The following is a 25,939-nucleotide window of genomic DNA, read 5'->3' as shown; positions in this document are numbered from 1 at the left end:
ATCCGGTCGTCCCCGCGGACGCCGGTGGGTGAGAATGTCGGCATGCCGCAACTGCGCATCGCACTGGCCCAGGTCAACACCACCGTCGGGGACCTCGAAGGCAACGCCGAGCTCACCGTCGAGTGGACTCGCAAAGCCGCCGAAGCAGGCGCCCACATCGTCGTCTTCCCGGAGATGTCCCTCACCGGTTACCCCGTCGAGGACCTCTCCCTCCGCCCGACCTTCGCGTCCGCCTCGAAGCAGATGGTCGAAGCGCTCGCCAAGCGGCTCGAAGACGCCGGATGCGGCGAGGTGCTCACCTACATCGGGTACCTCGATCTGGACGAGACCGGCCCGCGCGACGCGGCGGCCGCGCTGTATCGCGGCGAAGTGGTCGCCCGCCAGTTCAAGCACCACCTGCCCAACTACGGCGTCTTCGACGAGCACCGCTGGTTCAAGCCGGGCCACGACCTCGAAGTCGTTCGCTTCCACGGTGTCGACGTCGGCATGGTGATCTGCGAGGACGTCTGGCAGGACGGCGGCCCGATCTCCGCGCTGGGCAAGGCCGGGGTGGATCTCGTGGTCGCGCCCAACGCTTCGCCCTACGAGCGCGCGAAGGACGACATCCGCCTGCCGCTCATCGCCCGCCGCGCGGCCGAGGCCGGGGCGCCGCTGGTGTACACGAACCAGATCGGCGGCCAGGACGACCTCGTCTTCGACGGCGACTCGATCGTGGTCGGCGCGGACGGCCGGCTGCTGGCGCGTGCTCCGCAGTTCGTCGAGCACCTGCTCGTCGTCGACACGGACCTGGTCGCCGGCGGGCACACCGCCGAAGGCGAGTTCGAAGGCCTGCGGGTCAAGCGCCGCGTCCTCAGCGAAGACCCGGTCCCGGCCTACGACCCGCGCACCGAGTCCGCGATCAGCGAGCCGCTGTCGGACGAAGCCGAGGTGTGGCACGCACTCGTCGTCGGACTGCGCGACTACGTGCACAAGAACGGCTTCTCGTCGGTGACGTTCGGGTTCTCGGGCGGCATCGACTCGGCGGTCGTGGCGGCGCTGGCCGCCGACGCGCTGGGCGGCGACAACGTCTACGGCGTTTCGATGCCTTCGGAGTATTCCTCGGAACACTCGAAGGGCGACGCCGAAGACCTCGCCCGCCGGATCGGCGCGCACTATCGCGTCGAGCCGATCGCGGACATGGTCAAGGTCTACGTGGAGCAGCTTCAGTTGACCGGCCTCGCCGAGGAGAACATCCAGGCCCGTGTCCGCGGCATGCTGCTGATGGCACTGTCCAATCAGGACGGTCACCTGGTGCTCGCCACCGGGAACAAGACCGAACTCGCCGTCGGCTACTCGACGATCTACGGCGACGCCGTCGGGGCCTTCGCGCCGATCAAGGACCTGTTCAAAACGCACGTCTGGCACCTCGCCAAGTGGCGCAACGCGGAAGCCGAGAAGAACGGCGAAACCCCGCCGATCCCGGAGAACTCGATCACCAAACCGCCGTCGGCCGAGCTGCGGCCCGGCCAGCTGGACAGCGACTCGCTGCCGGATTACCTGATGCTCGACGACATCCTCGACGACTACATCGAGGGCGACCGCGGCTACGTCGACCTGGTCGACGCGGGCTTCGAACCGGAGACCATCGACCGGGTGGTGCGGATGGTCGACAAGGCCGAATACAAGCGCCGCCAGTATCCGCCGGGCACCAAGATCACGTTCAAGGCGTTCGGGCGGGACCGCCGGCTGCCGATGACCAACGGCTGGCGGGAGGGCACCGTCGTGACCCGCTCAGCTCAGCGCGACCTGCTTCCCGGCTGAGTTCGTCAACACGGCCACCAGGCCGGGCTTCGTGTCGCGCCGGACGAGCATGTCCATCCCGAGCGCGCGGACCGCGGATTCGACCGCGGCGGGTTCGGGGTGGACACCGGTGACCATGAGCAGCGGGATCGACGGAAGACCCCGTGTCGTCGGATGCGGGGTGCTCCCCCAGTCGATGAGGAAGGGCGCGAGCCCGTCGAGACCGCCCGCGCCGGTGAGACGCCAGGTCAGCAGTTCGCCGTCGTCGGTGGTCCGTGACATCTCGGACGCCTCACCCGGGTCGTAACCACGCTGGCGTGCTTCCGCGATCGCCTCGTCGATGCCGTTCACGCGTGCGGCCCAGGTGACCAGGGCGGGCGCGGTCAGCTCGTCGACGCCGAACGGGCGCGGCCCGATGTGCTCGGGCTGATCCAGGTCGGGGCCGACCACCTCGAGGTAGGCACCGGCACCCAGATCGGCCAGGTAGTTGGCCGTACCGAAACCGACATGCCTTCCGCCGCGTACAGGCGTGACGCCGGTCAGCTCGGCGACGCGCGCGACGGCCTCTTCGAGGTCCGGCCCGGCGTAGACGAGGTGATCAAGCACGAGGTCGCTCATGTCCATACTCCTACCGCAGCGACGGCTCCGGCGGCACCGCGGCCTGGCGATGAATCCGAAACTGTCGGACCGCTCCCCTATCCTGGCCCCATGACGGCACCGGGCTACTCCGTGTTCGGCACCGCGATCGGCGACTGCGGCATCGCGTGGAACGAACGCGGGGTCATCGCGGTCCAGCTCCCCGAGGGCAGTGAAGCGAAGACGAGGGCGCGACTGACCGCGCGCCTTCCCGAAGCGGCCGAATCCACACCGCCGGGCGAGATCCAGCGCGCGATCGACGGGATCACCTCGTTGATGGACGGCAAGCGCACGGACCTCACCGGCGTCGAGCTCGATTACGAAGGAGTACCGGACTTCCACCATCGCGTGTACGAGTTCATCCGCACGATCCCCGCGGGCAAGACGCTGACCTACGGCGACATCGCGAACATCCTCGGCATGCCCGGTGGCGCGCAGGCCGTGGGGCAGGCGATGGGCCGGAACCCGTTCCCGATCATCGTTCCCTGCCACCGCGTTCTCGCCGCGGGCGGCAAGGACGGTGGCTTCTCCGCGCGCGGAGGGGTCGCCACCAAGCGCCGGATGCTGGTCATCGAAGGCGCTTTGGCGGACGAACCGACCTTGTTCTAGTCGCCGTGGGTCTGCGCATCCTCCGAATGTCCACAAAGGACACTTGATGGCGGCCTGAGGTCCATTTGATGCGCGTATGTACGGTTTTCAAGTGAGATCGTGAGTGGCAAGTGGGGTTCTAACGACACTTGCCACTCTCGACCCCACGGAAAACCGGCCATGTGAGCATCAAACAGGCATTCGGGTGTCAGCAAAGGTCCTGTGTGGACACTCAAAGTGCAGCAGGGCGCCGTCGGCGCCCACACCTCGCGCCGACGGCCTCCTTGCTCGCGGTCTCGCCGCGACACGTTTGACTTTCGGCTCAATAACCCCCGTTATCGCTCACGCCCCCTTTGTGAAATCACTCAAACCGAACTAAACAGGCAGCGCCTTCTCGGAGAGAGACCTTTGTGGGCAGTGGGGTCGGGTTGGCGGCTTCCCGCAAGGGGTCCTGCAGCCGGAGCGTGTCGCGAAAGCCACGTTCGCGACGTCTGATGTCCCGAAAGTGGCTTTCGCGACACCTGGGTGCGGGCACCGCCTAGTCGCCGTCGGCAGGCGACCAGGGCTTGAGCCAGGGCGTCTCCGGCCAGCCTTCCGCGGCGGCCATCAACGGGATCGCCGTCGCACCGTCGATGTGCTCGCGGATGATGTCGGCGTGCCCGGCGTGCCGCGCGGTCTCCTCGATGAGGTGGAGCAGCACCCAACGGACCGACCACGCGTCGACGTCCTTCGGGTACCAGGGCACGCCCTTCGGCACCGGGACCGGCTGGCCGAGGTCGGCGATGCCCGCGATGACTTCCGAGGTCCGGCGGGCGACTTCGTCGTAACGCGCGAAGATGTCTTCGATCGTCTCGCCTTCAGCCATCACGTAGCCGGCTTCGTACTCCTTCATCGCCTCGTCCATCGGCTTCGACGGCTTCTGGAGAATGATGTCGATCCAGCCGTCTTCCACGGTCGCGGTGTGCTTGATCAGGCCACCGACGCTCAGTGAGCTTCTGGTCGGGACGGCTCGGGCTTGTTCTTCGGTGAGGCCATGCGCGGCGATGCGCAGGACATGGCGCTGCTGCTCCAGGTAAGCGAGGAGGCCTTCGCGCTCGTCGGCGACCGGGGGGACGTTTCCAGCCATGGTGGCTCCTTCCGTCGGGAAGGGGATCATGGCACCCGACACCGGGTTCTTGCGGCGATTCGGCCCGGAAGAGAGCAAGGGACCTTTGCTACCACTTGGCGAGGTGTGCGGCTTCAGGGACGTTGAGCGTCTCCGAATCCACACCTCTTGATCCGGGTATCGGTGGGTGTCGACCGTGTGGATTTTGGTGCGTCAGATGACCAGAAATCCACACAGTGACCGCGTCCACCTGCGAAAAGAGAGCAAGGGACCTTTGCTACCACTTCTCTCGACGTTGAGACAAGCGGTAGCAAAGGTCCCTTGCTCCCTCCGGGGGTGGGGTCAGGCGGCGGCGTCCAGTTTCGCCCGTTGTTCCGCGGTCAGCGTGATGTCGACGGCCTCGAGGCTTTCGTTCAGCTGCGCGACCGAAGAAGCGCCGACGAGCGGGATGACCGGGGTCTCGCCGCCGATCATCCACGCGAGCACGACCTGGTTCAGGGTCGCGTCGATCTCCTTCGCGACCTCGCGCAACGCCGCGAGGCGGTTCGGGGTGCCGGGGTGGTCGTAGTCGAACTCCAGCGGCTTGTCCTCGCGGACGTACGCGCCCGCCAGCAGCGGCGAATAGGCGACGAGCCAGAGACCGGGGTTCTCGTTCAGGTACGTGAGCAGCTCACCGGACACGAACCCGTTGGCGCCTTCCGGCGAACGCCGGGCGGGGCGGTCGGTCCGGGGCCGCAGGTAGGTGTGCTGGTACTGGAGCACGTCGTACCCCGGCAGTCCTTTCGCGGCGGCGTGGGCCCGGCTGCGCTCGACCTTCCACGCGAAGTGGTTGCACACGCCCAGCAGGCCCACCGAACCGTCGGCGACGACCTGCGCGAAACCCTCGACGGTCTCTTCGAGCGGAACCGACCGGTCTTCGACGTGCGCGTACAGCAGGTCGAGCTTGTCAACGCCGAGGTTCTCCCGGCTGCGGTCGACGGCTTCCTTGATCGCCTTCGGGGAAAGGCCTTCGATGTTCTCGAATTTGCCGGTGTCGGCGAAACTCATGCCCGGCGCCTTCGCCCGTGCGCCCATCTTGGTGGCGATGGTGACCTCTTCACCGATACCGCGGTCGGCACGCCACCGGCCGAGCAGCGCCTCGCTCTCCCCGCCCTGCGTTCCGTTGTGCCAGAAGGCGTAGTTGTTCGCGGTGTCGACGAACGAACCGCCGGCCTCGACGAACCGGTCGAGGATCGCGAACGACGTTTCCTCGTCGACGCCGGTGCCGAACGGCATCGCCCCCAGCGCCAGCGCGCTCACTTCGCGCCGCGAATCCGGGTTCAGGCCGATCGTGCGAAATTTCATGGGTCCCATCACTTCCTGCGGTCACGGTTGGCGAGCGATCAGGTGCTCACACAACGCTATCGGAACGAATCGTGTTCTGGATCAGATTCATCACGGCCGCCCCGGAATCGACCACGTACATATGCGCGCCGGGGAGTTCGACCGTGTCGAATCCGGCGGTGGTGAACTCCGCCCACTCGCGGATGTCCGCCGCGGAGACCAGTTCGTCGCCGGTGCCGCGCAGAGCCGTGATCGGCACCGTGAGCGGCTCGGTGGTGCTCGGGACGTAGTTCTCGTGCATCGTCACGTCCGCGCGCAACGCCGGGAGGAGCAGTTCCCTCAGATCCGGGTGGTACAGCGCCTGGTCGACGTGCCCGGAGAGGACCTGCACCTGCGCGAGGAAGGCGTCGTCGTCCTCGCGCACGGACGCGCGGATCTCGTGCGGGCGTTCCGTGGCGGGGCCGGGGGAACCGCTGACGAACACGTGCCGCACGGACGGCAGCCGGTGCGCGAGTTCGTAGGCCAGCACGGCACCGACGCTGTGCCCGAACAGCACCACGTCCCCCGGATCACCCAGATCGTCCACGAAAGCGTCGACGGCGTCGTGCACCGAGCGGTACGGCTCGACGTCGATCAGCCGTTCCCTGCCGGGCAACCGCATCGGCACGATTTCGAGGTCGTCGGCGGCGAAGGCCGACCACGGGTGGAAGAAGGCGGCGCCGCTTCCGCCGAACGGCAGGCATACCAGCGAGGTCATCGCGGCAGCTTCCGGTCGTAGCGGATCGGCAGCCGTTCGAGACCGCGGCTGGCCGAGTTGTCGAACCGCCACGGCAGGTCCTCCGGCGCCACGGCCAGGCTCAACCCCGGCAGCCGCCGCAGCAACGTGGTGAACGCGACGGCGCCTTCGACCCGCGAAAGCGGCGCGCCGGGGCAGAAATGCACGTTGCCCCCGAACGAGAGATGCCGGTTCGGTTTGCGGGTGATGTCCAGCTTTTCCGGATCCTCGAACACTTCCGGGTCGTGGTTGGCGGAGTTGATGAGCAGGTGGACGACGCTCTCCTTGCCGATCCGCTGCCCGCACAGCTCCAGATCCTCGGCCGCGAACCGTTGCGGCGCACGGTAAACCGGGCCTTCGAAGCGCAGGAACTCCTCGATCGCCGTCGTCACGAGATCCGGTTCGCTCTTGAGCAGCGCGAACTGGTCCGGATGCCGCAGCAGCGCCTGCATCCCGTTCCCGACGAGGTTCGCGGTCGTCTTGTGGCCCGCGATGATCAGCAGGATCAGCGTGGAGACGATCTCTTCGTCGCTGTACGCCTCGTCGGTGGCGGCCGTCTTGAGGATGACGCTGACCAGATCCTCGCGCAGATCCGCGCGCCGCTCGGCCATCAGGTCCAGCAGGTACTTCTCGACCTCGTCACTGACCCGCTTGAGCCGCCGGTTGCCCTCGTCGTCGGGGTACGGCGCGTTGCTGAGCACCATGCCCCAGTCGTGCAACAGCGGCCAGTCCTCCAGCCGGACACCGAGGAACTCGCAGATCACCCGCATCGGCAGCTGGAGCGCGAAGTCGTTGTAGAGATCGGCGACGCCTTCGTCGGGCAGCGCGTCGATCAGGTCGTCGGTGATCTCCTGGATCCGCGGCCGCAGTTCGTTCATCCGGCGCGGGACGAAGGCGTTCCCGACCAGCTTGCGCAGCCGGGTGTGCTTGGGTGGGTCCGCGGTGAGCATGTTCTTGATCAGGATCGGGCTGCTCTGCTCGAGCGCTTCGCGGAACCAGCCGGGCGCGTTGTCGACGCTCTTCGACAGCCGGCGGTCGGCGAAGCTGTTGCTCACCGTTTCGTAGTCGGCGACGACGTAGGCCTCGGAGTTCGGCGGGTACTCGATCGCCCGCACCGGGCAGGTGCCCCGCACCTCCGCGTAGCCCGCGTACGGGTCCGGGCCGGGACGGGTGCAGAACTCGGCGGGAAGCGGCTCCGGCGAGACAGAAGTCTGCTCAGGGGTTTCCAGGCTCATTTTCCATCCTCCGAAGTCGTTTGCTTGGCGAGCTCTTCAGGGGCGGGCAGGGTGCGGATGCGCTTGCTGAGGGTCGGCAGCGCGAACAGGGTTCCGGCGACGGCCATGAAGACGAAGACCCACGTCGGGCCGGCGAGGTCGAAGATCGCGCCGACGGCGAAGATGCCGATCGGCTGCGCGATCATGCCGACGAACATCACCGCGCCGATGACCCGGCCCTGGAGGTTGTCCGGCACGAGCGCGGCGATGTAGCCGTAGATCAGCGCACCCACGACACCGGCGCGCAGGAAGATGCAGGCGACGATGACGCCGAGCGGCAACGTGCCGGGGACGAAGGTCAGCAGTACCGCGGCGACCGGGCCGATCCAGATGGCGTAGGCCATGATCACCGGCGGCCGCACGTATTTCAGCACGATGCCCGCGAGCAGCGCGCCGGTCAGGCCGCCGCCGCCCGCGATGGCGAGCGTCGTGCCGATCAAGGCTTCCGACGCGCCCCGGTCCTGCGCGGTGGCGATCAGGGCGAGGAACATCCCGGAGTGGTTGAAGGCCATGTTCGAGCCCATCGCCCACAGCACCAGGGTCAGGATGATCGGCTGCTTCAGGATGAATTTGAAGCCGTCGAGCATGCGGCCCTTGGGCGCGGTCTTGGTTTCGACGGTCCGCGGTGCCTGGGTCGGCTTCTTGACCAGCAGCAGGATGACCGCGGAGGCCAGGAACGAGAGCGCGGCGGCGAAGAACGGCAGTGCCCTGGCGAGGGCGAACAGCGCGCCACCGGCGGGCGGGCCGGCGACGGTGGCGCCGAAGAACCGGATCTGGTTCTGCGCGGTCGCCTGGGTCAGCTGCGACGCGGGCACGAGCTGTTTGATCGCCGCCATCCCGGCCGGATTGGACACCCCGAGACAGGTCGCGGACAGGATCACGATGGCGAAGGTGAACCAGACGTTGACACCGTCGCTCATCACGAGCACGGCGAACAACGTCAGCAGCACCAGCCTCGCCAGATCGCAGACGATCATGATCATCTTGCGGTTGAAGCGGTCGGTCAGGCTGCCGCCGGGCAGCGACATCACCCCGGCCACCACCAGTTGGACCGCGCCGACCGCTCCGGCGTAGGTCGCCGATCCGGTGGTCGCGAGGATCAGCAGCGGGTACGCGATCTCCGCCGCTTCCTTGCCGAAGGCGGCGAAGAACTGGCTGATCCACATGGCCTGGAAATCGCGGTTGCGGAAGAGCGGCTTTTCCCGGACCGGGGGTTCCGGCGCCGCCGTGGCGGTGGGTTGACTCGTCGCCGTGGACTCAGCCGACATGATCCATCCTCTCGGCGCCCGCGAGAGCACCGTTCAATTCGCGGGCGAGGGCGCCCACATGGGGTTGCGTGAGCAGTGACCAGTGATCGCCCGGAGTGGCGAACACCTGGACGCCGCCGCCGTACAGCGGAGCGAGACGGGCGCGGAGCCGGGCGGCCCCTCGCCGGTCCGATCCCGCCCGGAACACCAGTGCCCCGGCGGGAACGAATGGGGGCCGGTACGGCACCAGCGCGCGTGCCTTGCCCAGCAGTTGTGCGCGCAGCGCCGGATTGCGCCGCACCGCACGGCCGACCGCGCCGAACCCGAAGGCCGCGTCGACGAGGGTTCGCCCGTGGCTCACCAGGAAGCCGGGGTCGACGGCCATCGGCAGCCCTCGGCGCCCCTGGACGAACCCGTCGAGGCCGACCACCGTGTCCACGACCGCGCCGCGGCGGGTCAGCCGGTGCGCGACCTCGTGGGCCAGCACGGCGCCGAACGACCAGCCGCCCAGCAGGTACGGGCCCACCGGTTGCGCCCGGAGCACCGCGTCGGCGTAGTGGGCGGCGATGGCGTCGATACCTTTTTCTTGATCGGAAACGATTTCGAGTCCGTGAACCGGCCGCGCTCCGGCCAGTTCGCCCGCCAGCGCGCGGTAGGCGAGCGCGCCGCCCGCGGAATCCGCGATGAGCAGCAGGGGTCTGCCGGGGCCGTCTTCGTGGAAGGTCACGACGTCGACCGCGTGCCTCGGCTCGGTGGAGCGCTCCGCGACCAGCCGCGCCAACCGGCCGAAGGTGGCCTCCTGGTCGAACTCGGCCACGGACACGGAAGCACCCGTCCGCTCGCGGATCTTCGACATCAGGTTCACCGCCATCAGCGATTCGCCGCCGAGCGCGTAGAAATCGTCCGCCGCGTCCGCCGAGGGGACACCGAGTGCCGCACACCACAGTCGCTCCACTGTGGACTCTTCACGATCATCCACAGTGGACTTCGAAGTGGATCGGCGCGTGACGGCGGATTCCGGCACCTCGTCGGCGAACGGGTAAGTCGGCAGCGAACAGGTGACCGGCTGTTCGCCTGGCACCTCCAGCAATTCGGCGACGACGTCCGCGCCGCGCTCCCAGAGCGAACCGAGCGCACGGAGGACACCGTGCTCGCCGTCCTCGGCCCGGCCCAGCAGCGGCACGGTGACGTGGCCCGCCTTCCAGCCCGCGTGACGGCGGAGCGTGGCGAGCATGGACGTGCCGGGGCCCAGTTCGAGGAAGGTGTCGCAGCCGGACCCCAGCAGGGTGCCCGCGCAGTCCTCCAGCAGCACCGGGCTGCGCAGCTGCCCCGCCCAGTAACCGGGACCGCGCAGCGCGTCCGGCTCCGCCCACTCACCGGAAGTGTTGGACACCAACCGGATCCGCGGCGCCGAGTTCGGCGTGGCGGCCACCGCCCCGGCGAGCTCGTCGGCGGCGGGATTCATCAACGTGCTGTGGAAGGCGCGCGGGATGTCGAGCACCCGGACGTCGAGACCGGCCAAGAGATCACCGTCGAGCAGCCGGGTCATCACCTCGTCGGGCCCCGAAACAACGACCCGGCCAGGACCGCGCACGGCCAGTGCGAGCTCGTCGAAACCCTTGTCCGCCAAGAGTTCCGCGAGTTCGCCTGCTCCGGTACCGACGGCCGCCATCCGGCCCGGCCGGGTGGCCAGCATGGCCGAAGCCCGCAGGTGGACCAGGTCCACCGCGTCCGGCAGGGTCCAGAGCCCGGCCAGGGTGGCGGGCGCGAACTCGCCGATGCTGTTGCCGAGCATCGCGACCGGCCGGATCCCCAGCTCCAGCAGTTGCCTGCCCAGCGCGTACCCGAGCGCGAACAGCCCGACCTGGTGGGACACGAGCTGCGAGAACCAGGCCGGGTCGGCGTCTTCGGTGACGATCGGCGAGAGGTCGAGTCCGTGCCGATCGCGGACGAGGTCACGGACTTCGTCGAAGGCGGCCCGGAATCCGGGCAGCAGCCGGTGCGCGGCGGCCCCCGCGGGATGGGTCAGCAGACCGTGCCCCGGGAAGACGAATGCGACCTTGTCGAGCGTGCCCGGCACGGACGCCCCGGGCGCCGCGAGCAGTGCCGCGGCTTCGGCGGTGTCCGCCGCGACGAGGGTCTGCCGGTGCCGGTAGGTCCGGCGGGCCGCCAGTGTCGCGGCGACTTCGGGCAACGACACGCCGGGAGTCGTGCGCAGATGCTCGGCCAGATCGGCGCGCATCCGGCCGAGTGCCTCCGGCGCGGCGGCGGACAGCGTCAGCACGCGACGTCCGGCACGGGCGGGCGGTGCCGTCCGGGTGGGCGCCTCTTCGAGGACGACGTGCGCGTTGGTGCCGCCCACCCCGAACGAACTGACCCCGGCGAGCCTGCCGTCCCGTCCGGTCCACGGTTCGGTGCGGGTGCTCACCACGAACGGCGTGGAGTCCAGCTCCAGCAAGGGATTCGGCCGGGTGAAATGCACCGACGGCACCAGCTCCCGGTGCCGCAGCATCAGTACCGCCTTGATCAGGCCCGCCACCCCCGCCGCGGAACCCGTGTGGCCGATGTTGCTCTTGACCGCGCCGAGACGGCACCAGCCGGTGGCGTCGGTGTCCGCCTGGAAGACGTCGGTGAGGGCCTGGACCTCGATCGGGTCGCCGATGCGGGTGCCGGTGCCGTGCGCTTCCACGTACCCGATGTCCAGCGGGTCGACCCCGGCCAGCCGCTGCGCGTAACGGATGAGTTCGCTCTGCCCCTCGACCGAGGGAGCGGTGTAGCCCATCTTCTCGGCGCCGTCGTTGTTGATCGCCGAGCCGCGGACCACCGCGAGGACACGATCGCCGTCACGCCGCGCGTCGGCCAGCCGCTTGAGCACGACCACGCCGACGCCCTCGCTGGGCACGGTGCCCCCGGCCTGTGCGTCGAAGGTGCGGCAATGCCCGTCCGGGGAAAGGATTCCACCGGGTTCGTGGAGGTAGCCGCGTGCGCCGTCGCCGATGACCGCGACCCCGCCGGCGAGCGCGACGTCGCATTCGCCGCCGCGCAGGCTCGCCGCCGCCATGTGCACCGCCGTCAGTGAGGTCGAGCACGCCGTCTGCACAGTGACCGCCGGGCCGCGGAGGCCGAGTTTGTAGGCCACCCGCGTCGCCAGGAAGTCGGGGCCGAGCCCGATGTAGCGGGCCAGTTCGCCGAGGTCGCCGTCCGGCTCGGCGGTGACCTGGTCGGCTCCGCCGTACACGCCGATCCAGCCGGGGAACCGGGTCGGATCCAGTGCGGCGTCGTCGAGGGCGGCCACCGCGCATTCCAGGAACACCCGCTGCTGAGGATCGATGCTCGCCGCCTCCGCGCGGCTGTAGCCGAAATACGTCCAGTCGAAACCGCGGGCGCCGGTCAGCAACCCCATCGCCGGGACGAATTCAGGACGCCGCGTCAGCTCCGGGTCGCCGCCGGCCGCGAGGACCTCCTCGATGTCCAGGCGGCTGATGCCTTCGGCGCCCGCGCGCAACAACGACCAGAACCGGTCGAGGTCCGGCGCGCCCGGATAGCGGCACGCCATCCCGATGACGGCGACCGGCTCCTGCGCGGTCATGAAGCGCTCGCGAGGAGCTTGCCCAGGCCTTCCGGCGTCGGGTCGCGCAGGAAGTCGCGCACCTTGAGGATCGCCCCTGTCCGTTCCTTGGCCAGTGTCACCAGCCGGATGGCCGCCATCGAATTCCCGCCGACGGTGAAGAAGTCCGTCCGGGCGGTGACCTCCACCGGCGGTTCGCCGATCGCCTCGGTGAACATCGCGAGGGCGGGACCGAGATCGTCTTGCGGTTCCGGGGCGGCGGCCGCCGGGGCCGCCACCGCGGCCAGCGCGCGGCGATCGACCTTTCCGTTGCCGGTCACCGGGATCCGCTCGACCAGCGCCCACAGCGTCGGGACCATGTACGCCGGCAGCCTGCCGTTCAAGGCGTCTCGCAGGTCCGCCGTGCCGAACGCCGCACCGGGTGCCGGGACGACGGCTGCCATCAACCGCTTCTCCGCGCTGTCGCCGTCGGTGACCGCGACGACGGCGTCCTGCACCCGCGGGTCCGCCGCGAGCGCGTCGCTGATCGCCGACAGTTCGACGCGGTAGCCGCGCAGCTTGACCTGGTCGTCGCGCCGTCCGAGGTACCGGACCCGGCCCTTCGTGTCGATACGCACCAGATCCCCGGTGCGGTACAGACGTTCCGGAACGTCCGGGGAGAACTCGCCGAACACGCGCGCCGTTTCCGCCTCGTCGCCGAGGTAGCCGTCGGCGAGACCGAGACCGCTGGTGTACAGCTCGCCGACCGCGCCCGGCGGCACGAGCCGATGCCGGGCGTCCAGCACGTACACCCGCGTTCCGGGCAACGGCGTGCCGATCGGCAGCGGACCGTCGACCTCGTCCGCGTCGGTCACCGAATAGGTGGTGGTGAACGTGGTGTTCTCGGTCGGCCCGTAGCCGTTGGTGATGATCAGGCCGGGATGGCGTCGCAGCACCCTGGCGACGTGCTCGTGCGGGACGACGTCACCGCCGGTGAGCAGTTGCCGCATCCCGGCGAACGCGTCACCCGCGAACTCCTCGACCAGCCGGAAGAGGCCGGCGGTAAGCCAGGCGACGGTGACTTCGTTGTCCAGCAGGAACTCGCCGAGTTCGGTGGGCGTCGGCAGGCCGGCCGGGTACACCTCGAGCGTCGCCCCGGTCAGGAACGCGCCCCAAAGCTCCAAGGTGGACGCGTCGAAGGCGAGCGGGGACAGCCGCAGCACCCGTTCGTCCGGGCCGAGGTGGACGTAATCCGCCTCGTGCACCAGCCGGACGATGGCGCGGTGCGGAACGCAGACGCCTTTCGGCTCTCCGGTCGAGCCGGAGGTGAAGGCGACATAGGCGAGCCGTGCCGGGTCCGGATCCACCGGCGGTTCGACGACCTCCCGCACGTCCCAGGCCGGATCCCACGCCGCCACCACGGGAATCCCGAGTGCGCGAAGGTGTTCCGCCGACGCCTCGGGCACGAGCGCCGCGGCGGGAGCGGCGGACCGGACGATCTTGGCGGAATGTTCGGGCGGGACACTGAGATCGACACCGACGTACGCGGCGCCCGCCCAGACGACGCCGAGCACCGCGACCGCTTCCGCGACCGACCGGTCCAGCCCGACGAGGACCCGGTCGCCGGGCTCGACACCGGATTCGCGCAGCAGCCGCGCCTGCCGGGAGGCCGCGGCGGCGAGTTCCCCGTAGCTCAGCTGGACTTCGTCTTCGCGGACGGCGATCGCGTCCGGGTCGCGGAGGACCACTTCGCGGAAGAGCGCGTCGATCGACGTGGCCGGGAAATCCCGGCGGGTCCGGTTGATCCCGTCGAGCACCGCCCGCCGTTCCGGTGACAGGCAACGGATCTCTTCGACCGCGACGTCACCGGCCGCGGCCAGTTGCTCCGCCGCCGCGAGGAAGTCCGCTATGAACCCTTCGGCGTCTGCGGGCCCGAAGACCGCGGACGCGTATTCGAGGTGGCCACCGAGTGCGGGCTCGGCCCTGCCGATCAGGAGGGAGAGGTCGAACTGCGCGCCGCCACCGTGGCCCTCTTCGATCCGCAGCCGCGCTGCCGAGGTCTCGATCCGTTGCGGGACAAGCTGATCGTGCATTCCGAACGACACCTGGACCAGCGGGTGACAGCCCAGCGTGCGTGCGATCCCGAGCCGGGTGACCAGCTCGTCGAACGGCAGGTCGCCCGCGTCCATGCTCTGTCCGAGCGACTGGTGCACCGAGCGGAGATACGTCGCCACGGCCGCGTCTTCGGCGATGTCGATCCGGACCGGGACCAGGTTCCCGGCCACGGCGACGAGTTCTTCGAGTTCGGTGCTCCCCCGGCCGGTGAGCGGCACCCCGACCAGCAGGTGACGTGCGCCGGTCCAGCGGCTCAGTGTGAGGCCGAAAGCGCCGAGCAGGAAGGCGAACGGGGTGATGCCCAGCGCCCTGGCACGTTCGGCGACCGCCGCACTCGCGGCGACACCGAAGCCGATCGGCGCCCGCGCGCCCGCGGCGTCCTGGATCGGGGGACGCTGCCGGTCGGACGGGAGTTCCAGTACCGTCGGCACGCCGTCGAGGTGCTTCGTCCAGAACTCGGCTTGCCGATCCCATTCCCCAGTGGCGCGGGCTTCTTCCTGATGGCGCAGGAGAACCCGGGGCGAGACACCGGGCTCCCCCACGGTCTCGGGTCCTCCGTCGGCCAACGTCGCGTAGCGGGCGAACAGTTCCTTCAGCAGCAGGCCGACCGACCAGCCGTCGAGCACCATGTGGTGCGCCACCAGCACGACGGCCTGGCCGCCGGTGCCGCCTTCGACCAGCAGGAACCGGTACGCCGGCGCTTTCGCGAGATCGAACGGACGCCGTCCGTGCCGGGCCGCGAGGGACCGGACACGTTCCTCGAACTCGCCCGCTTCGCCGTCCCAGGTGTGCATCTCGACGTCCGGGACATGAGAGTCCAGCACCTCGGTCACGACATCGCCGGTGTCGCCGCGATAAATCGTGCGGAGCCCGGGGTGCCGGGCGACCGTCAGCGCGACCGCGCGTCCGAACACCTCCGGCGACAGCCTCCCGTTCTCCGCGAAACAGGTGAAGACCAGGTTGTACGGGGACCCGCCGGTGACCCGCTCGATCAGCCACATCCCGCGCTGGGCATGGGAAACCGATTCGGTGAGCGGTTCCTGCCCGGTGACCGGCTTCCCGGCGGGGACGGCGCCCGCGAAGACGTCGGCGACCGGCGCGTCGCTCAGCAACGCGGCCACGGGGATCCGCAGACCGAGCTTCTCCTGGGCGAGCGCGACGAGTCTGAGCGCACGCAGAGAATCCCCGCCGAGACCGACGAAACTGGTGGTGGCGAACGCGTCGGCCTCGATGTCCTGGCCGAGGACGGCGCTGGCGTACTCGTTGAACGACATGGCTCTCTCCGGTCGGGACGAGGGGCTGGCGTACGGAGGGTCAGGCCTGGGGTTCGACCGCGCGCCGTTCACGGACGGCGCCGAGCAGGCGCTCACGGCTCCCGCGCGCTCCCCCCGCCTGCTTCTTCTCGGCGTCGACCAGCAGATCGGCGTGACCGCGGACGGTGCCCGCCCGGAACAGGTCGACCGTCTTCACCATTCGGCCGGACACTTCGCGCAGCTTCTCCACGAGCACCACGAGGCGCAGCGAATCGCCTCCGGCGTCGAAGAAGCTGACGTCGTCGCCGAACTCCTTGTTGTCGAGCACCTCGCTCCAGACACCGCGGACGAGGTCCAGGCGCACGGCCGGGTCGTCGAGGTCGAGGGCTTCGGTGGCGGGCTTGAGCACGGCTTCCTCCGGGGATCGGGCGAGATCCGCGACACCGCGTCGCAGATCGGAAAGCAGACCGTCGATCGTTTCGTCGGTGAAGAGATCGGCGGGATAGTCGAGGGTGAGCTCCAGGCGGGATCCGTCCGCGACATGCACGAACAGCGCGAGATCCCACTTGCTGTACTGGGGTTCCAGTGGCCGGAACCGGCCGACGACGCCGGGCGCCAGGTCGAACGGGGCGGGTACCTCGGCGAGATTCACCAGCACCGGGGTCAGCGGCAGCCTGCCGACTTCGCGTTCGTCGTCCAGTTCGGCGGCGAGCGCGTCCAGCGGGACATCGGCGTCGATGAACGTCTCCATGCCGGAATTCCGCGCCTCGCGCAGGAGTTCGCGCCACGTCGTCGTCTCGTCGAGCCGGATCCGCAGGACCAAGGTGGACATGAACATCCCGACGACACCGGCGGAGACCGGATCGTCGCGGCCGGGCCAGACCACCGAGATCAGGAAGTCGCGTTGCCCGCCGCGGCGGGCGAGTGTCGCGGCGAGGATCGCGACACCTGCCATGAACGCGGTACAGCCTGCCTCGGCCGACGCCGCCAGCACTCGCGCGGTGACCTGTTCGTCGAAGACGGTGCGGGCTTCGGCGCCGATCATGGACAGGTCGGCGTCGGGACGGCGGTCGTAGGGCAGGTCGACCGTGGTGGGCGCGCCCCGCAGACGTTCGACGGCGTCCGCGATCCGGGGCGCCAGCTCGCTTTCGGGAATGGGGGCCTGGACCTCGGCGGGATGGATCGGTTCGGGCAGCACGACTTCTTCACCGCTCAGCGCGCCGCGGTAGGAGCGGACGATCTCGTCGAGCAGCAGTTTTCTCGACGTGGCGTCGAAAACGATGTGGTGCACGGTCAGGACGAACAACGTGGTGTCCGGGCCGACCCGGATGAGCTCCGCCCGCGCCGGCGGTTCGTCGCCGAGGTCGAAGGGGGTGTAACAGAGCACCTCGACGAGCCGCTTCAGCTCGTCAGTGGTCCAGTCCTCTTCGACGGCGTCGAGGAAGCCGGCCTCGGCGGGCTCGCCGTCGGTCCGGTACTCGACGCGGCGGTGCGTGGTTTCGAGCCGGAATCGCGCTCGCAGGGCGGGATGCCGCGCCAGTGCCGCGCTGACGGCGTCCGCCAGCGCGGCGTGGTCGATCCGCCCGGTGAACTCGATGACGGACGGAATCAGGTACGTCGGACGCAGCCGATCGATCCGGTCGACGATCCAAATGCCCTGCTGTGTGGGCGTGGCGACATGCCAGACACTGGCCGATTCAGATGGCATACCTCTGCTGCTTCCCCCGGTCGGTGGACAGCCTGATTTGGCGAAGAAAATGCACGACGAAAAGACGAAAACACAATTAGTGCGGTGGCTGAATTCCCCAGAAGTCGAACCCCCATTTGCCGTCAAGACGCTACGAGGGCACCGCGGCGACTGTCAACTCGTCCATTCGTGGACTTCCCACGACTGAACTACGAAAGTGGTGATTCGGACGCTCTTGACATTGCTCGAACACGCGTGCTTGACTCGGCCGACATCTGGGGAAGAAGCAACGAAACCCGCCCAAAGGGGCGTGAATGCGTTGTGCTGCAAGGAAAGTTGAGACGGCGAGCATCGACGCTCCCCGTATTCATTGGTCCATTGGACGCAGTGGCCACTGGGGTATTCAGCGCATACGGCCACTATGCCATTCGGGTGCGGACGAATCATGACGGCCCGTCGCGAAATGAAGGGAACGCGCGCATGACGCTCGAGGACACCACCAGGGGTTGTCCGGTGCATTTCAGCGGCGCCGACCTGGTCGACCCTTTCCTGTACGCCGACGGCGACGCGCATTCGATATGGCGCGAACTCCGGGAACAGGACGGGCTGACCTGGCACCAGGTCGACGCCGAGCGCGGCTTCTGGTCGGTGGTGAAGTTCGCCGACACCGACTTCGTCATGCGCACCACGGAACTCTTCACGTCCGAACGCGGCACGATGCTCGAACTACTGGGCATGGACGATCCGGCGGGCGGCAAGCAACTCGTCGTCACCGACCCGCCGCGGCACACGATCATGCAGGCCCGGTTGAAGAAGGCGCTCGCGGTCCGCGCGGTGGACAAACAACGCGAGATGGTCCGGGAACTGGTACTCGACCTCATCGCCCCGCTGGGTGATGGCGGCGTCTTCGATTTCGCGCAGGCCATGATGACCATGCCGATGGCCGTCACCGGCCGGATGATCGGCCTGCCCGAGGCGGACTGGCCGTGGCTGACGAAACTGACCGGCGCCTGCGTCGCCGCCGACGATCCGGAGTTCCAGATCGCGGACGGCAAGGCGGCGACACTGGCCAGCGCGCACCGGGAACTGTTCGTCTACTTCCAGGACCTGGTCTCCTACCGGCGCGACCATCTCAGCGACGATCTGCTGAGCGTGCTGATCTCGACCGAGTTCGAGGGCAGGCACATGTCACCCAGTGAGATCGTGGCCAACTGCTACAGCCTCCTACTCGGCGCGAACGTCACGACGCCGCACGCGCCGAACTTCGTGTTCGCGGAGTTCATCGAGACCGGCGTGCTCGAAGACTGGACGCGACACCCCGAGACCGGGCAGACCGCCGTCGAAGAGGCCTTGCGCTGGTCTTCGCCGGTCAACCACATGCTGCGGTACGCCACCCAGGACGTCGTCCTGCGCGGGACGGAGATCGCCGCCGGCGACGCGGTGGTGGTGTGGCTCGGCTCGGCCAACCGCGACGAGGAACAGTTCCCGGACGCCGGCACCTTCGACATCCGGCGCAAACCGAACAAACACCTCGCGTTCGGCATCGGGCCGCACTACTGCGTCGGGCACAGTGTGGCGCGGATGAGCATCCGGATCCTGTTCGAGGAGCTGCTCAGCCGGTTCCGCGATTTCGCCCCGGCGGGCAAGCCGGAGCGGATCACGTCGAACTTCGTGTCCGGGTACAAGCGGGTGCCGATCACCGCGGCCCGGCGGTAGCAAAGGTCCCTTGCTCTCTTTCCGCAGGTCAGCGGCCCGCGTGGGAGCAAAGGTCCCTTGCTCCCCCGCTAGCCGTGCGGCCGGACGAACGGGAACAGCACCGTCTGCCGGATCGACGCCCCGGTCAGCATCATCAGCAGCCGATCGACGCCGATGCCGAGCCCGCCGGTCGGCGGCATGCCGTGTTCGAGCGCGAGCAGGAAGTCCTCGTCCAGCTCCATCGCCTCGACGTCCCCGCTCGCCGCGCGCAGCGACTGGGCCTCCAGCCGCCGCCGTTGCTCGAGCGGGTCGGTCAGCTCCGTGTAGGCCGTGCCGACCTCGGAGCCGAACGCGATCAGGTCCCAGCGCTCGGCCAGCCGCGGGTCGACGCGGTGTTGCCGGGTCAGCGGTGAGACGTCGGTCGGGTAGTCGGTGTAGAACGTCGGCAGTACGGTCGCGCCTTCGACCAGGTGCTCATGCGCCTTCAGCACGAGATCGCCGTGTCCGGCCTCCTCGTTCACCGGCACTCCGGCCGCGCGGCACAGCCGCTGGAGTTCGGCGACGGAAGTGCTCGCGTCGATCTTCTCCCCGAGCGCCACCGAGACGGCTTCGTGGACCGGGATCACCGGCCAGTCACCGGAGATGTCGTACTCGACGACCTTTCCGTCCGGCCCGGGACGGCGAACCACCTGCGCGCCGTACGCGGCCTCCGCCGCGCACTGCACGAGTTCGCGCGTCAAGGTCCGCATGGTGTTGTAGTCGGCATACGCTTGGTATGCCTCCAACATCGTGAATTCGGGGTTGTGCGTCGCGTCGACGCCCTCGTTGCGGAAATTCCGGTTCAGCTCGAAAACCCGCTCGACCCCCGCCACGCACAGCCGCTTCAGGTACAGCTCGGGCGCGATCCGCAGGTACATCCGCATGTCGTAGGCGTTGATATGCGTGATGAACGGACGCGCGTTGGCGCCGCCGTGCACGGTCTGCAGCATCGGCGTCTCGACCTCGAGGTAGTCGCCCTGGTGCAGCCGCTCCCGCACCGCGCGCACCACGGTCGAGCGCATCCGCAGCATCGCCGTCGAATCCGGGTTCACCGCGAGGTCGAGGTAACGCTGCCGAACCCGCGTCTCCGGGTCGGTGAGACCTTTTCGCTTGTCCGGCAACGGATGCAGGCTCTTCGCCGTGACGGTCCATTCGTCGACGAGCACGGAAAGCTCACCGCGCCGTGACGTCACGACCTGCCCGCTCACGCCGACATGGTCACCGAGGTCGACGCCTCGCCGCCAGCCGCCGAGGTCGAGCACGGAGGCGTCGAGCATCAACTGGATCTCGCCGCTGAAATCCTTGACCCGCGCGAAGCAGAGCCCGCCGAGGTTGCGCATCGCCAGCACCCGGCCCGCGACACGGACCCGATGACCGGTATGGGTATCCGGGCTCAGGTCACCGAACTTCGAGACGACGTCGCCGAGCAGATCCTCCCGGGCGAAACCGACCGGGTACGGGTCGATCCCGGCTTCCCGCAAGCGATCCAGCTTCGCCATCCGCACCTGGACCTGGTCGGGGCGTCGCACCTGCTTCGGCGCCGGCGTGGCCGCGTTCGCTTCGATGCGGCGGACCTCGGCGACGAAATCCTCGGTGACCGTCTCCAGCTTCAGGGCCCGCGCCGATCGGCCCGTCGGGACGAATCCTTCGAGCGCGCCGGCGACGATGCCGACCCGCGGCAGCCGCCGAGCCGACGAATAGCACAGGAAACGCGGCTCCCAGTCCGGCCCGTATTTGGCGTTGGACCGGTAGAGCGATTCCAGCTGGAAGAACCGCGACGCCATGCTGAGCACACCGCGCCACGCGCGCAGCACCGGGCCCGCGCCGATCCGCTCCCCCTCGGAGAAAACCGCGCGGAACATCGCGAAGTTCAGCGAGATCCGTTGTGCACCAAGGCGTGAGCTCGCCGCCACGACCTCGGCGACCATGTACTCGTTGAGCCCGTTCTCGGCATCGCGGTCGCGCCGCATCAGGTCGAGCGACAGACCGCGACGGCCCCACGGGACGAACGACAGCATGCCGCGAAGCACACCCTTGGCGTCGTACGCCTCCACCATCACGCTGCGGCCGTCGCTCGGATCACCGAGCCTGCCGAGCGCCATCGAGAACCCGCGTTCGGTCTCCGCGCCGCGCCACTGCTGTGCGTTCAGCAACAGCCCGGCCATTTCGTCGACCGGGATTTCGCTGTGCCGACGGACTTTCGTGCTGTATCCGGCCCGTTCGATCCGTTTGACCGCTTGCCGGACCGAGCGGCGTTCCGGCCCGGCGAGGCTGAAGTCGCGGACGTCGAGGACGGCTTCGTCACCGATTTCCAGCGCGCGCAGACCCGCGTCGGCGTAGGCCTTCGCGCCGCGTTCGCTCGCGCCGAGCACGCCAGGCGTCCAGCCATAGGTGCGGGCCTCGTTCAGCCAGGCGCGGACCGCGTCGGGCCAGGCGTCGGGATCGCCGATGGGATCCGCGCTCGCGACGCTGGTGCCCGCGAGCACGCGGTAGGCGACGGCGGCACGGCCGTTGGGCGAAAAGACGACGCTCTTCTCGCGCCTGGTGGCGAAATAGCCCAGAGAGTCGTCTTCGCCGTGTTCGGCCAGAAGACGACGTACGCGCAGTTCTTCCTCATCTGTCCTCAAGCGACGGCTACGTACCCCGCGGAAGAGCGTGTACAACGCGGCCGTCGCGACGGCCGTCGCGCTGAGGTCGAGCAACAGATCGAGCCAGGCGGGGCCTTCGCCGATGCCGACCCGGCGCAGCTGGATGTTCTCCCCGGTCGTGTGGTTGACGACCCAGGCGAATCGCGCCCAGGTGTCGGCGAGGCGGCCGGGAAAGGCCTCGCTCAAGCCCCAGCCGACGAGAATGACCGCGGCCAGGCCGCCAAACAGTACCGTGAAGCCGTCACGCCAGGCGCCAGGCGCGAGCCGGGCGGGGAACGCGGGACGCAGGATCCAAAGGAACGCGATCATCCCGATCGAGATCAGGTCGGCGATGGCCAGCACCCACACCTGATGCGGGATGTGCCGGACCTGCCACGGCCCCAGTTTCAGCAGCTCGGGCGACCACAGCAGGGCGGCCTGGAAGGCCAGCGTCACCGCCAGGCCGCCGACCTGGAACAGCAGGAGCGTGAGGAGGGCCGCGCGTTTGCGACGGCGGAGCGCGGCGCCGAGGACGACGAGCAGAAGGACGATCACGAGGCTCGCGTTCGTCGGGATGCTCAGTGCCGAGAAGGCGATGTCACCCGTCCTGAGCACCGGCCCCTTCACGCCGCCGGCGAGCAGGAGGATCACCGAGAACACCGCCGCGAGCTGCACGAGGGTGGCGACGATCCCGCCCGCCCTCGCCTTCCACGGCGAGACTCGGCTCACTGGGTTTGCCATTCTGGTCCTTCGCGGTTCACACAGGTGATCGACAGCTGCACTTACTTGACGTCACACAACCCTGTGTGGTTGTCAACGATCATCATCCTCTGGTCTGAATTTCTTCATCCGCAGGCGTGAGGACGCGGTGTGAAGCTGGTCGCAGGACCTTGGGAGCGGTATCTCCGCATGCCACGCTTTGTCTTGTTCAGCTCCACGACCCGGGGACCTCTTCGAGGCCTCGAGGGAAGGACGGTCGACAAGGATGTCTGCCACCGAAAAGGATTCCGGCGAGCTCACAGCTCCGTACGGGACCGGCGCGGCGCCCCAGGCCACATCTGGGAAGAAGGTCCGCGTACATCACCTTCGCGACATGAAGGAGCGCGGCGAAACCTGGCCGATGCTCACCGCCTACGACATGTGCACCGCCGCGCTGTTCGACGAAGTGGGCATCCCCGTGCTGCTCGTCGGGGATTCCGCGGCGAACAACGTCTACGGCTACGACACGTCACTTCCGGTGACCGTGGACGAACTGCTTCCGTTGGTCCGGGCGGTGACCCGGTCGGTGAAGCGGGCACTGGTCGTGGCCGACCTGCCGTTCGGCTCGTATCAGCTTTCACCGCAGCAGGCGCTCGAAACGTCGGTGCGGTTCATGAAGGAGGGCCGCGCGCACGCGGTGAAACTCGAGGGCGGGCGGAAATTCGCTCCGCACGTCGAGGCGCTGACGTCGGCCGGCGTCCCCGTGATGGGACATATCGGATTCACACCGCAGAGTGAACACAATCTGGGCGGCTACCGCGTCCAGGGTCGCGGCGAAGCGGCCGAAGCGCTGCTCGCCGACGCGCTCGCCCTGGAGGAGGCCGGCGCCTTCGCGGTCGTCATGGAGATGGTGCCCGCCGAAGCGGCGAAGCGGATCACGCACGAACTGAAGATCCCGACCGTCGGCATCGGCGCCGGGCCGGACTGCGACGCGCAGGTGCTCGTCTGGCAGGACATGGCCGGACTTCGGCGCGGCAAGACACCCCGCTTCGTGAAGAAGTACGCGGACCTCGCCGGCGTGCTGGCCGGGGCCGCTTCCGCGTTCGCGGAGGACGTCCGGCGAGGCGAGTTCCCGGCGCCGGAGCACTCTTTCCACGACTGACCCGCCCCCGACCTGCAAAAAGAGAGCAAGGGACCTTTGCTACCACTCCCGCTGAGGAGCGCGGTAGCAAAGGTCCCTTGCTCTCCCTCGCGGCCGACCGTGTGGATTTCGGGTCATCCAACGCACCAAAATCCACACAGTCAGCACGTGGGTCAAGGTCTCTCTTCCCCTCCCGCCGCCTGCGGTAGCAAAGGTCCCTTGCTCTCTTTTCAGGTGGTCCTTGTGGAGCGACCCTCCTTTAGTTGTTCACGTATATGAACTTCAATCATGTCCTTGACTCACATTCGTAAAGAGGCTTAACGTCTAGCCGTCGCCGCCACGACCGAGTTTCGATCCCTCGACGAGGAGGACCACGGATGCGTGTTCGTGAGCGGGTTCTGGCCATCGCGGCCGGTGCGGCCCTGCTGTCGACGTTGGCGGCGTACCAGGCACAGGCCGCGACGGTCCGCGTAGGGACTTCGGAGCAGCTCGCGGCGGCGCTCGCTTCGGTCACTCCGGGCACCGTCATCGAGCTCGCGGCCGACACGACCTTCACGGGCAACTTCAAGGCGGCGAAGAGCGGCACGTCCAGCAGCCGCATCACGCTGAAAGGTCCCCGAAGCGCGGTCATCAAAGCCTCGGCGGGGCGCACGCTCGAACTGACCGGCAGCTACTGGAACCTGACCGGCTTCACCCTCACCGGTGGCCAGAAGGGCCTGATGGCGACGGGCGTCAAGAACACCGTCGTCGACGGCATCAAGGTCGCCGGCGTCGGTCACGAAGGCATCCATTTCCAGTACACGAGCACCGACAATGTCGTGAAGAACTCCGAGGTAACCGACACCGGCCGCGAGTACGCGGGCTACGGCGAAGGCATCTACTTCGGCTCCGCGAAGGGCAACTGGCCCGGCGGCACGCCCGACCGGAGCGATCGCAACAAGGCGCTGAACAACAAGATCGGCCCGAACGTGCGGGCCGAGTCGATCGACATCAAGGAAGGCACCACCGGCGGCGAACTGCGCGGCAACGTCTTCGACGGGACCGGGCAGAGCGGCGAGCACTTCGCCGACAGCTGGGTGGACATGAAGGGCAACAACTACGTGGTCGCGGACAACCGGGGCAGCAAGGTCTTCGTGCACGACGCGACGTACGGCGGCTTCGAGGTCCATGTCCAGCTTGACGGCTGGGGCCGCGGCAACACCTTCTCCGGCAACACCGCGGACGTGCAGTCCAGCTACGCGTACGGCTTCTATCTCGTGAAGGCCGCGACGGGCAACAAGGTCTGCGCGAGCAACAAGGTGACCGGTGCCGGGAAGGGATTCGCGAACGTGGCCGCCACGGCGGGCTGCTGACGCGACCGAAGACCGGGGGCCCGCTCAGCCCGGCGGCGGGGGCGGGCCCCCACCCTTCGGACACTCGCCGATTCGGGCAGAGTGTCCTTATGGATGACCTGTACCCGCCGATCCACGTGCGCGCCGAGGGCATGCTCGACGTCGGCGACGGGCACCGGATCTACTGCCAAGAGGCCGGGAACCCGGACGGCAAACCGGTGGTCGTCCTGCACGGAGGCCCTGGTAGCGGCATCTCCTCCATGGCACGGCGGCACTTCGACCCCGAGGCCTACCGGATCATCCTGTTCGACCAGCGCGGCGCCGGCCGCAGCACGCCGCACATCGGCTCGCCGGACGTCGACCTGTCGGTCAACACCCTCTGGCACCTCGTCTCGGACATGGAAAAGCTGCGCGAACGGCTGAATCTCGACCAGTGGCAGCTCTTCGGCGGCTCGTGGGGCGCGACCCTCGCCCTCGCCTACGCCGAAACCCACCCGAGCCGCGTCAGCGAGATCATCCTGCGCGGCGTCTTCACCGTCCGCCGCGGCGAACTCGACTGGATCTACAACGGCGGCGCCGCGAACCTCTTCCCCCGAGAGTGGGAAGCCTTCCTCGCGCCGATCCCCGAAGATCGTCGCGACGATCCGCTGTCGGCGTACCGCGAACTCGTCTATCACCCCGATCGGGCGATCCGGGAACGTGCGGCCATCGCGTGGAGCACCTGGGAGGGCGCGATCGTCTGCCTGCGCCCGGATCCGGCCTTCCACAACCAGTACGCGTCGCCGGACTTCGCTGTCACGTTCGCACGGCTGGCGCTGCACTACTTCTGTCATGGGGCGTGGCTTGAGGAAGGACAGCTGATTCGGGAAGCCGGGAAGCTGACCGGGATTCCCGGCGTGATCGTGCAGGGACGGTACGACACGGTGTGCCCGCCAGCGACGGCTTACGAGCTGCACCGCGCTTGGCCGGACTCGAAGCTGGAGCTGGTGGAGGCGGCGGGGCACGCGGTGACGGATCCGGGGATGCTGGCGGCGCTTCGAGAAGCGACGGATTCGTTCCGGCCGGCCTGATCAAGTCT

At 68.5% G+C, this 25,939-nt stretch carries 16 protein-coding genes; 6 read left to right on the top strand and 10 right to left on the bottom strand.

Features of this window, described 5'->3' with window-relative positions:
- The first annotated feature begins 42 nt into the window (after positions 1-42).
- Complete coding sequence (locus ACIRGA_RS19800) at positions 43-1,800, top strand: NAD+ synthase (protein ID WP_400942905.1); 1,758 nt, start codon at positions 43-45, stop codon at positions 1,798-1,800.
- On the opposite strand, the gene ACIRGA_RS19795 is transcribed toward ACIRGA_RS19800, so the two are convergent.
- A complete protein-coding gene (locus tag ACIRGA_RS19795) occupies positions 1,771-2,397 on the bottom strand; it encodes a VOC family protein (protein WP_400942904.1) in 627 nt (208 codons plus the stop codon). The two genes, ACIRGA_RS19800 and ACIRGA_RS19795, sit on opposite strands and share 30 nt — an antisense overlap.
- Before the next feature lie 90 nt (positions 2,398-2,487).
- On the opposite strand from ACIRGA_RS19795, the gene ACIRGA_RS19790 reads away from it, so the two are divergent.
- On the top strand, positions 2,488-3,024 hold the full coding sequence (locus ACIRGA_RS19790) for a methylated-DNA--[protein]-cysteine S-methyltransferase (RefSeq protein ID WP_400942902.1): 537 nt from the start codon (positions 2,488-2,490) through the stop codon (positions 3,022-3,024).
- Between the two features lie 517 nt (positions 3,025-3,541).
- Here the strand turns inward: ACIRGA_RS19790 and ACIRGA_RS19785 are convergent.
- The 8 genes from ACIRGA_RS19785 to ACIRGA_RS19750 all read right to left on the bottom strand — a co-directional run bounded on the left by ACIRGA_RS19785 (position 3,542) and on the right by ACIRGA_RS19750 (position 17,350).
- On the bottom strand, positions 3,542-4,129 hold the full coding sequence (locus ACIRGA_RS19785) for a DinB family protein (protein WP_400942901.1): 588 nt from the start codon (positions 4,127-4,129) through the stop codon (positions 3,542-3,544).
- A 321-nt stretch (positions 4,130-4,450) separates the two neighbouring features.
- Positions 4,451-5,452 (bottom strand): aldo/keto reductase, encoded by a 1,002-nt coding sequence (locus ACIRGA_RS19780; RefSeq protein ID WP_400942900.1) that lies wholly within the window; start codon positions 5,450-5,452, stop codon positions 4,451-4,453.
- 46 nt (positions 5,453-5,498) lie between these two features.
- A complete protein-coding gene (locus ACIRGA_RS19775; RefSeq protein ID WP_400942898.1) occupies positions 5,499-6,188 on the bottom strand; it encodes a thioesterase II family protein in 690 nt (229 codons plus the stop codon).
- Complete coding sequence (locus ACIRGA_RS19770) at positions 6,185-7,441, bottom strand: cytochrome P450 (protein ID WP_400942896.1); 1,257 nt, start codon at positions 7,439-7,441, stop codon at positions 6,185-6,187. Before ACIRGA_RS19770 ends, ACIRGA_RS19775 begins: the two co-directional genes overlap by 4 nt.
- Complete coding sequence (locus ACIRGA_RS19765; RefSeq protein WP_400942894.1) at positions 7,438-8,748, bottom strand: MFS transporter; 1,311 nt, start codon at positions 8,746-8,748, stop codon at positions 7,438-7,440. The genes ACIRGA_RS19770 and ACIRGA_RS19765 overlap by 4 nt, the downstream gene beginning before the upstream one ends.
- Positions 8,738-12,316 (bottom strand): type I polyketide synthase, encoded by a 3,579-nt coding sequence (locus ACIRGA_RS19760; protein ID WP_400942892.1) that lies wholly within the window; start codon positions 12,314-12,316, stop codon positions 8,738-8,740. Before ACIRGA_RS19760 ends, ACIRGA_RS19765 begins: the two co-directional genes overlap by 11 nt.
- Positions 12,313-15,663, bottom strand: a complete 3,351-nt coding sequence (locus ACIRGA_RS19755) for an amino acid adenylation domain-containing protein (protein WP_400942890.1) — start codon at positions 15,661-15,663, stop codon at positions 12,313-12,315. The genes ACIRGA_RS19760 and ACIRGA_RS19755 overlap by 4 nt, the downstream gene beginning before the upstream one ends.
- Before the next feature lie 40 nt (positions 15,664-15,703).
- Positions 15,704-17,350, bottom strand: a complete 1,647-nt coding sequence (locus ACIRGA_RS19750) for a condensation domain-containing protein (protein WP_400942889.1) — start codon at positions 17,348-17,350, stop codon at positions 15,704-15,706.
- Positions 17,351-17,809: 459 nt separating this feature from the next.
- Between ACIRGA_RS19750 and ACIRGA_RS19745 the strand changes: the two genes are divergently transcribed.
- Complete coding sequence (locus ACIRGA_RS19745) at positions 17,810-19,045, top strand: cytochrome P450 (protein ID WP_400942887.1); 1,236 nt, start codon at positions 17,810-17,812, stop codon at positions 19,043-19,045.
- A 68-nt stretch (positions 19,046-19,113) separates the two neighbouring features.
- On the opposite strand, the gene lysX is transcribed toward ACIRGA_RS19745, so the two are convergent.
- Positions 19,114-22,431: a bifunctional lysylphosphatidylglycerol synthetase/lysine--tRNA ligase LysX gene (gene lysX, locus ACIRGA_RS19740; RefSeq protein WP_400942886.1), complete on the bottom strand. Its 3,318-nt coding sequence runs from the start codon at positions 22,429-22,431 to the stop codon at positions 19,114-19,116.
- 244 nt (positions 22,432-22,675) lie between these two features.
- Between lysX and panB the strand changes: the two genes are divergently transcribed.
- The 3 genes from panB (at position 22,676) to pip (ending at position 25,931) form a co-directional block, all read left to right on the top strand.
- Positions 22,676-23,551 (top strand): 3-methyl-2-oxobutanoate hydroxymethyltransferase, encoded by an 876-nt coding sequence (panB, locus tag ACIRGA_RS19735; protein ID WP_400942885.1) that lies wholly within the window; start codon positions 22,676-22,678, stop codon positions 23,549-23,551.
- A gap of 356 nt (positions 23,552-23,907) precedes the next feature.
- A complete protein-coding gene (locus ACIRGA_RS19730) occupies positions 23,908-24,882 on the top strand; it encodes a hypothetical protein (RefSeq protein ID WP_400942883.1) in 975 nt (324 codons plus the stop codon).
- A gap of 89 nt (positions 24,883-24,971) precedes the next feature.
- Positions 24,972-25,931: a prolyl aminopeptidase gene (gene pip / locus ACIRGA_RS19725; protein ID WP_400942882.1), complete on the top strand. Its 960-nt coding sequence runs from the start codon at positions 24,972-24,974 to the stop codon at positions 25,929-25,931.
- Positions 25,932-25,939 lie beyond the last annotated feature (8 nt).

Source organism: Amycolatopsis sp. NPDC102389 (assembly GCF_044765885.1).
Taxonomy (GTDB): domain Bacteria; phylum Actinomycetota; class Actinomycetes; order Mycobacteriales; family Pseudonocardiaceae; genus Amycolatopsis.
The sequence above is the reverse complement of the archived record's forward strand: the minus strand, read 5'-3'. Positions and strand labels throughout refer to the sequence as shown.

What these genes read in the sequence shown, in the direction of transcription:
- pip (WP_400942882.1), top strand. Translation starts at nt 24,972, where the DNA reads ATGGATGACCTGTACCCGCCGATCCACGTGCGCGCCGAGGGCATGCTC.
- ACIRGA_RS19770 (WP_400942896.1), bottom strand. Translation starts at nt 7,441, where the DNA reads ATGAGCCTGGAAACCCCTGAGCAGACTTCTGTCTCGCCGGAGCCGCTT.
- ACIRGA_RS19755 (WP_400942890.1), bottom strand. Translation starts at nt 15,663, where the DNA reads ATGTCGTTCAACGAGTACGCCAGCGCCGTCCTCGGCCAGGACATCGAG.
- ACIRGA_RS19780 (WP_400942900.1), bottom strand. Translation starts at nt 5,452, where the DNA reads ATGAAATTTCGCACGATCGGCCTGAACCCGGATTCGCGGCGCGAAGTG.
- ACIRGA_RS19730 (WP_400942883.1), top strand. Translation starts at nt 23,908, where the DNA reads ATGCGTGTTCGTGAGCGGGTTCTGGCCATCGCGGCCGGTGCGGCCCTG.
- ACIRGA_RS19785 (WP_400942901.1), bottom strand. Translation starts at nt 4,129, where the DNA reads ATGGCTGGAAACGTCCCCCCGGTCGCCGACGAGCGCGAAGGCCTCCTC.
- ACIRGA_RS19765 (WP_400942894.1), bottom strand. Translation starts at nt 8,748, where the DNA reads ATGTCGGCTGAGTCCACGGCGACGAGTCAACCCACCGCCACGGCGGCG.
- panB (WP_400942885.1), top strand. Translation starts at nt 22,676, where the DNA reads ATGTCTGCCACCGAAAAGGATTCCGGCGAGCTCACAGCTCCGTACGGG.
- ACIRGA_RS19800 (WP_400942905.1), top strand. Translation starts at nt 43, where the DNA reads ATGCCGCAACTGCGCATCGCACTGGCCCAGGTCAACACCACCGTCGGG.
- lysX (WP_400942886.1), bottom strand. Translation starts at nt 22,431, where the DNA reads ATGGCAAACCCAGTGAGCCGAGTCTCGCCGTGGAAGGCGAGGGCGGGC.
- ACIRGA_RS19790 (WP_400942902.1), top strand. Translation starts at nt 2,488, where the DNA reads ATGACGGCACCGGGCTACTCCGTGTTCGGCACCGCGATCGGCGACTGC.
- ACIRGA_RS19745 (WP_400942887.1), top strand. Translation starts at nt 17,810, where the DNA reads ATGACGCTCGAGGACACCACCAGGGGTTGTCCGGTGCATTTCAGCGGC.
- ACIRGA_RS19775 (WP_400942898.1), bottom strand. Translation starts at nt 6,188, where the DNA reads ATGACCTCGCTGGTATGCCTGCCGTTCGGCGGAAGCGGCGCCGCCTTC.
- ACIRGA_RS19760 (WP_400942892.1), bottom strand. Translation starts at nt 12,316, where the DNA reads ATGACCGCGCAGGAGCCGGTCGCCGTCATCGGGATGGCGTGCCGCTAT.
- ACIRGA_RS19750 (WP_400942889.1), bottom strand. Translation starts at nt 17,350, where the DNA reads ATGCCATCTGAATCGGCCAGTGTCTGGCATGTCGCCACGCCCACACAG.
- ACIRGA_RS19795 (WP_400942904.1), bottom strand. Translation starts at nt 2,397, where the DNA reads ATGAGCGACCTCGTGCTTGATCACCTCGTCTACGCCGGGCCGGACCTC.